Genomic DNA, 6,340 nt, shown 5'->3' on the forward strand with positions numbered 1-6,340 from the left:
ATTAGAAATGAAGAAAGAATTATTCCGTGGCGCAACAGAAGTCCACGAATATTATCCTAACTAAAGTAAAAGTATTGCAACATATATTAAATTACAGCGGAGGAATTACGATAGCAAACGAATTACAAGTAATGGAAAAAGATGAACAATTAGTAGTAAGTAGTATTGATGTAGCAGAAATTACTGGGAAGCGACATGACAATTTGATGCGTGATATCAAAGGATATATTAGCACTTTGGAGGTCTCCTCAGATTTGAGGGCATCTAATTTCTTTGTCGAAGGAACATATATTGATGGATCAAATCGAGTGAAGCCATGCTTCTTCTTAACTCGTAAAGGTTGTGATATGATTGCCAACAAAATAACTGGAGAAAAAGGTATTCTCTTCACAGCAACTTATGTTGAACGATTCTATGATATGGAGAATCAGCTAAAACAGGAGTTACAATCTAAATTGCCAACGACATATAAAGAAGCGTTACTTGCACTGGTACTCTCGACATCCAAATACTTTTCTGCTTAGTAGAGGGAGTATATCCCTAAGCAAATGCTACATACCCGCCTCGAGGTTTACTTTAAAAATACTCATTGTTGAAGTATTTTTATTGGATGAAAAGCATCAAATATCCGTCTCGTGTCGGAATTTTTTACTACGTGACGTGTGAAATAGGCTACTATACTATATTTCTGTAGTAAAAGGACTGTAATATGTCGAAAATCCCCCCCACCATCCTAAGTATCAAACCTACCTTTCTTGATATCAGCCCTAATCTAATCATAATTGCTAGTTTATCTTTTGCTCTAAAGCAGCCCGTTATCTCGCTTTATATTGTCCCCTTCTTGTTTCCGTTCTACATACACTTGTATAAGCTGCTTGGTCTAACTTTACTCCAACACTTAATTCATGCTAACTATGTAATTTGTTTTGTAATAAAAAGTCCCCTCAAATACTGAGGAGATTTACCATTATACAGACAGTTAAGAACATAATTTTTGTGGTCACAAATGGTCACATAACTTACAATAACCATTGCTTTTTTAATAGAATTTCGTTTATACAAACTCGTGAAAATGCCTTTAAATCAACGTTTCCCCCGTAGCTCAGCAGGGAGAGCGCCACCTTGACAGGGTGGAGGTCGTGAGTTCGAGCCTCACCGGGGTCATATGGTAAAAATAGCGATCTACCAACTGGTAGATCGCTATTTTTATATGATAATTTAACCGACAGAACTAGCAGTCAATTATAATAACTTCTGTATCACTATGTCCTTCTCCATTTAAATGACATCAATCCTTCTAAATATGTATTATTTACCCAACTTTCCAAACACGAAAAATCCCCTTCAAGTAATAATGTAGCTTTCTCTACACTGCCTATCTAAAGGGGATAATATCAAAAAAATCCATTTTCATATAGTATTATTGGTACTTCAACCGCTTATGCCACTTGTTTTTCCTTAAGAGCCTTGATAATCGATCCGGTAGCGATTAAAAGAGTCCCTGCGATAAAGAATGCTGCGCTAAGTACAAAGAACGCTGTAAGTAGATTCGAGTTAATAATGTAGTTGTACGCGTCTCCACCCACATAAACGTGTTTATTTAACTCACTGTATTCACTAGCCATATAATACCCTTCGATTTTGTCAATTCCCTTATATAGCAGTACCGCCGAATGTATATAAAAAATTACCGCCCAAATTATCCATTTTTTCATGATCGTATTTACTCCTGTTGTCTATCTTATTATTTATTAATCTTATGAAGCCTACGATACTCACAAAGATGACTGCAATTGTGGTCGATTCTCTTAGCTTTAGCTTCTTGTAATTGCTTTAGAAGGTTTTCTAACTCCTTCTTTCCAGCATTTCTTTAAACTTATTCAACTGGAATAAGTTTAACTTGCTCTGCTGTCTTGATAATATCACCACTACCAGCGAAGAAAGTATAATCTCCACGACCTACTGAACTATTGCCCAGAATGGTATTTACTGTTGCTGAACCACTCTTGCTATCGAATACAACAAAGTTACTACCACGACCTACTGCCGTAGCCTTATAACGACCAGCAGGAATATCTTTGCCCACGATGTATTCACCTGCACCTAACATTCTAGGCTCTTCCTGCTTAGCTTTAACACCTTCTGTAAGCTTCTGTAGTTCGCTATTCTTAGCTTGGATATCCCCATCTAATTTACCTACTTCACCCTTCTTAGCTTCTACATCCTTGCTAAGCTTATCAATTTCTGATGTTAGCTGATTTTTATTATCTACTAGAGCCAGTGTTGACTTTACCTCTTCCTTCTTAGCATCAAGCTTCTTCTGCTCTTCGTCAATGCCTTTTCTGACTTCGCTCTTCGTGTAGATTAATTCATTTTCTTTCTCATCGATTTGCTTTTTCAATTCATCATATGTAACCTTTTCTTTTTCAATAGCGACCTTGGCTCCACTGGCACCAATCGAATATGAAATTACTAATCCAACGATCACCGCTAAAGTTATCCATAATTTCTTTGACTTTACAATTTTCATAATTTATTCCTCCAATTGAATTTACTATATTAATATATCATATCTTTAATATATTTATAACTTACAAAATGCAAGATTTCTCGTCTACTATTCCATCTAACTTCTTCCCCATCTTGAATAATTTTTATGACCAACCTTATACGCTCTCCATGTAGTAAGCCACTATCCCTCTATACTAAAATTTTTTTCTTTGTCTGGTTATTAACATCCTATAGTTAATATAAACAAATGATATTAATATACTTTAATGGGTACTCACTCAAAATTTTCCATTACAATCACAGCATTGAACTACATATAAGGAGCAATGGAACATGAAACATAAAAAACATTTATCTATCGCACTCGTCGCACTTGCTATTACTTCAGGAATAGCCGGATGTAGCAATTCAGCATCATCAACACAGTCCATTACTGTAAAAGCGACAAACACTGAAACAGATACACAAAATACAAAGGATATTAAAGCTGATTTTATTACGAAAGCTGATGCCGTCTCTAAAAAAATCGACGAAGCATCACAAAAATCAGGGTGGATGGAGCCTACAGATTTTTCTGACGTTGCAGCTGACCTTCAACTTTTAGCAGTCGCAGTAGGAATGGAACATAAACAACTAATAATTGCTTGTTATAAGCATATTTTTATAGATTGCATAAAAAAGATGCCCGCAAATGCTGGCATCTTTTTTAACTACTTTCAAATTCTCACTCTAACGTTTTGTGAATATCGCTCTTTTACAAGAACTAAATCACTTCCCACCAAACATCTTCTCCAAAGACTTCGCATTAGCAAATAACAATTCTTGTAGATTGTCATCAGCTACGATTTTGTAGTCGCCATCTTTGTCTTTCTTTAAGTTCAATGTAACTTCGCGAGTTGCCATTGCTGCATCTTTATCCGCTAAGTTTTTGATGATAGTTGATGTCATTGTTTTTTCTATCGTTTTTTCGGATTGCTCTTTGCCTTCGCTAAAGGCACTAGCGAAGGCCATTGGCATAACTTCTCCCATTGCTTTTGTTACGGCAACAGATAGATCAACAGATGTAACTTTCACTTTAACTTCTGCTTTGTCATCTTTTTTTGATACTTCTTCTAGTTTTTCAAATTTAAAACCCTTCGTAATTGCGCTTAGCATCGCTTTTCCGTCAGCATCATCTGTTTTTTCATTTAATTTACTGAATTCTTTATCACTTTCAACAAATGTGCGTGCTTTTTCTAAATCATCTTTTTGTATCGCTGTTAAAAATTCTTCTACAGAGTCTTTCGGATTTGCACATCCTGCTAGAACACCAACTGTTAGTCCTACTACCATCATTAACAGCAATACTTTCTTTATCTTTTTCACGTTCATTCTCCTCTTATCTTTTCTAGTAAGTCATCACTATACAATAGTATGAAACTGACATTACAAACATTTTTTAGCATAGCATTTATATGATTTGTTTTCTATTCTTTCCATGAAAACGAAAAAGCCTTGTAGTATTTCTACAAAGCTTTCTTCATCAATCTGTACCTGTAACACAAATGAACCACAGTTTATGATCCTTACTATCTAACACCATCCAAGTAGCATCCCATGCAATACCGTAAAACCAATCTGTCCAAGGACGGTAACTTTCGAACGCTTTAATATCCTCATATCGATCTTGGAACATGTATTGACATACATTAACCGCTAATTGCTTGGCGACAACCGGTCGTTCTTGAAATTCTACATATACTCCGATCAAAAATCATAGGGGATAACCAAAGCGATATATTAATATTTGCAAAGAAAAGATATAAAATAATGTCTCTCTTTTGTAGTGCCTTTCTATTCATCACAATGTAAACGGCACTGATAGGAGGCAGAATGAAACAAAGAAAAAGACAAATGTTGTTCTTAACGACCACGAATATGAGGTTAATGTCTGCATATGAGTCTCCTTCTTATTATAGTACCTGTTTTAACATCGGCCTTGCTACTCTATATTCTTCACCACGAGGTTCTTTTACAAGTATGGGCCGCCTTTCATCCTCTTCTTCTAAAATCATTTCAAATACTTCTGTTTTTTCTTGTAATATGTTGGATTCACTATCTTTAGTAGGCTGTTTGCTTGTTTCAATTTTCTTTGTCACTTCGCCAAGTTTTTGCCCGACTTCTTCTGCTTTAGCAGGCTCATTCGTAACGTAGTATTCCTGGCCCTCCCATACTAATATAGGTGGCACTTGTTCTCGTTTGTTACATATTATATAAGTAATACTAGCTATAAGTAGTAGACATATTGCTATAAAGAAGATAGCTTTTTTATTCATATACTATTCTCCCTATCTATCATTTTATTGGATTATACAATATACGATATAGATAGTAAATGGATTTTATGGTAATTTTTAGTTTTACCTTCAAAAAGAAAAACCTTACCGAAGTAAGGTTCCGTTTTTAAATTCTATAGTGACTGATTTATTAAAACAATCATTACGATAATCGCTATAAACATAACGACTAAACAGCCAATCATTTTATAAAATCCTCTTTTCGTTAACGTCCCGCCTTGAACGTCTTTACGAATGAATAAGAATACGGCTAAAAATAAAACGAGCCCTATGCCAAAAGCATACATCATTTGCATATGTTAATCTTCCTTTCTCTCTTACATCTTAATATTTTTTTGATAAAACAACAAATGAGATAAAGACGGTACTCATTGTAAGTGCCATAAGTATATTCAATAGTTCAGTTGCAGATAGTGTAATTATTTTTAAGTTTAAGCCGAAAGAGAAAAGAAGATAATATGCTGTTAGCGCAAAAAAGCTGAAGAACATCCCTTTATAACGAATAAGTTTCATTCGCTCATCTTTTTCTTTAAATTGTGGGTGTAAGTAACTTAAGCAGAAGTACATTATCATCATCGCAAGTACTGTATAAATTGGAGCCGGTGGTGCCGAATGCGTCATTATGCCTGCTAATACCATAGTTCCGCTCATAATAAAGAAAATAATTCCCATGATTAAAAAGTACTTTTGTGAATAATTCATCCCTACTCCCCCTCTACTTTTCCTTCATAAATAAATACATGTTCTATCGTTGTCTGAAATGTTTTCGCTATTTCAAATGCTAATGGAAGTGATGGATCATATTTCCCTTTTTCAATTGAAATGATGGTTTGTCTGGAAACCCCAAGTTTCTCAGCCAATTTTTCTTGAGATAGTCCAAATTTTTTTCGGTATTCGACCATTTTATTTTCCAAGGAAATTTCTCCCTCCTCCCTTATACCGAGTATATATGTAAAGGAAGCTTTACGTAAAGTTTCCTTTACATTCATTTGGATTATTTTGCATTCTATTTATATAGAAGAAACTTTTTCAAATTCAGCACGTCTATTTTGAAATGAAACATGGAACAATGTATATATCCGTTACTATATCTCCTCCCCGCTTTTGTGAAAATTTAATATCTCCATATTTGTTTTATCCTTTTAAAATATTTCATTCTTCTCCTTATTGGGTGAAATGCGCTATTGTTTTTACGTTGTTTTTCGCCATATTTATAGAAACTAACGGTTTATGAAGCATTTTTTATGTATAGCCACTTTTTTTGTAGAAATCCTTCGTTTTCCTTTCAATATTTAACACTATCGATATAAAGTTTACGATAAATTCATAATTTTTTATTTTTTATACTATATTCCGTTATATTGTTGTATAATATCAATGAAAACGCTTATTATTTCAATATACATACTTCTAACTAAATCTTATCGAAATATTCCAACAATTATACCTATATTTAAATGCAACAATTATAGGTATTAATGTAGGTATACCAA

9 protein-coding genes, 1 tRNA gene and 2 pseudogenes are annotated in these 6,340 nt (G+C 34.1%); 3 read left to right on the forward strand and 9 right to left on the reverse strand.

Annotated features, from left to right (window positions below; translation table 11 throughout):
- Nucleotides 1-26 precede the first annotated feature (26 nt).
- Together KI356_RS26425 and KI356_RS26430 are read left to right on the forward strand one after the other, a co-directional pair.
- Complete coding sequence (locus tag KI356_RS26425) at nucleotides 27-524, forward strand: Rha family transcriptional regulator (protein WP_212936934.1); 498 nt, start codon at nucleotides 27-29, stop codon at nucleotides 522-524.
- A gap of 569 nt (nucleotides 525-1,093) precedes the next feature.
- Nucleotides 1,094-1,164, forward strand: a tRNA-Val gene (locus tag KI356_RS26430).
- Nucleotides 1,165-1,439: 275 nt separating this feature from the next.
- Here the strand turns inward: KI356_RS26430 and KI356_RS26435 are convergent.
- The gene (locus tag KI356_RS26435) at nucleotides 1,440-1,625 is read right to left on the reverse strand and encodes a hypothetical protein (RefSeq protein WP_238486246.1); all 186 of its coding nucleotides are present in this window, start codon (nucleotides 1,623-1,625) and stop codon (nucleotides 1,440-1,442) included.
- Between the two features lie 251 nt (nucleotides 1,626-1,876).
- Nucleotides 1,877-2,530: a hypothetical protein gene (locus KI356_RS26440; protein ID WP_128282208.1), complete on the reverse strand. Its 654-nt coding sequence runs from the start codon at nucleotides 2,528-2,530 to the stop codon at nucleotides 1,877-1,879.
- Nucleotides 2,531-2,844: 314 nt separating this feature from the next.
- Here KI356_RS26440 and KI356_RS28365 point away from each other — a divergent pair, with 314 nt between their 5' ends.
- A complete protein-coding gene (locus KI356_RS28365; RefSeq protein ID WP_238486247.1) occupies nucleotides 2,845-3,327 on the forward strand; it encodes a hypothetical protein in 483 nt (160 codons plus the stop codon).
- Here the strand turns inward: KI356_RS28365 and KI356_RS26450 are convergent.
- The 7 genes and pseudogenes from KI356_RS26450 to KI356_RS26480 all read right to left on the reverse strand — a co-directional run bounded on the left by KI356_RS26450 (nucleotide 3,280) and on the right by KI356_RS26480 (nucleotide 5,761).
- Complete coding sequence (locus KI356_RS26450; protein ID WP_212936935.1) at nucleotides 3,280-3,876, reverse strand: hypothetical protein; 597 nt, start codon at nucleotides 3,874-3,876, stop codon at nucleotides 3,280-3,282. The two genes, KI356_RS28365 and KI356_RS26450, sit on opposite strands and share 48 nt — an antisense overlap.
- 157 nt (nucleotides 3,877-4,033) lie before the next feature.
- Nucleotides 4,034-4,255, reverse strand: a pseudogene (locus tag KI356_RS26455) (hypothetical protein); the annotation flags it as partial.
- A pseudogene (locus KI356_RS26460) lies at nucleotides 4,200-4,447 on the reverse strand (hypothetical protein). The pseudogenes KI356_RS26455 and KI356_RS26460, both read right to left, overlap by 56 nt.
- Nucleotides 4,448-4,463: 16 nt before the next feature.
- The gene (locus tag KI356_RS26465) at nucleotides 4,464-4,826 is read right to left on the reverse strand and encodes a hypothetical protein (protein WP_212936937.1); all 363 of its coding nucleotides are present in this window, start codon (nucleotides 4,824-4,826) and stop codon (nucleotides 4,464-4,466) included.
- Nucleotides 4,827-4,960: 134 nt separating this feature from the next.
- Entirely contained in the window at nucleotides 4,961-5,143 is a 183-nt protein-coding gene (locus tag KI356_RS26470) for a DUF3976 domain-containing protein (protein ID WP_001178300.1), read from the reverse strand.
- A gap of 28 nt (nucleotides 5,144-5,171) precedes the next feature.
- Nucleotides 5,172-5,549 carry a permease gene (locus KI356_RS26475; protein ID WP_212936938.1) on the reverse strand — a complete coding sequence of 126 codons (378 nt, stop codon included), beginning with the start codon at nucleotides 5,547-5,549 and terminating at the stop codon, nucleotides 5,172-5,174.
- Nucleotides 5,550-5,551: 2 nt separating this feature from the next.
- Nucleotides 5,552-5,761, reverse strand: coding sequence for a helix-turn-helix transcriptional regulator (locus KI356_RS26480; RefSeq protein WP_088082801.1), 210 nt, complete (start codon nucleotides 5,759-5,761; stop codon nucleotides 5,552-5,554).
- Nucleotides 5,762-6,340: the final 579 nt, after the last annotated feature.

This window comes from Bacillus hominis, assembly GCF_018332515.1.
In the GTDB taxonomy this organism is placed as follows: Bacteria; Bacillota; Bacilli; order Bacillales; family Bacillaceae_G; genus Bacillus_A; species Bacillus_A hominis.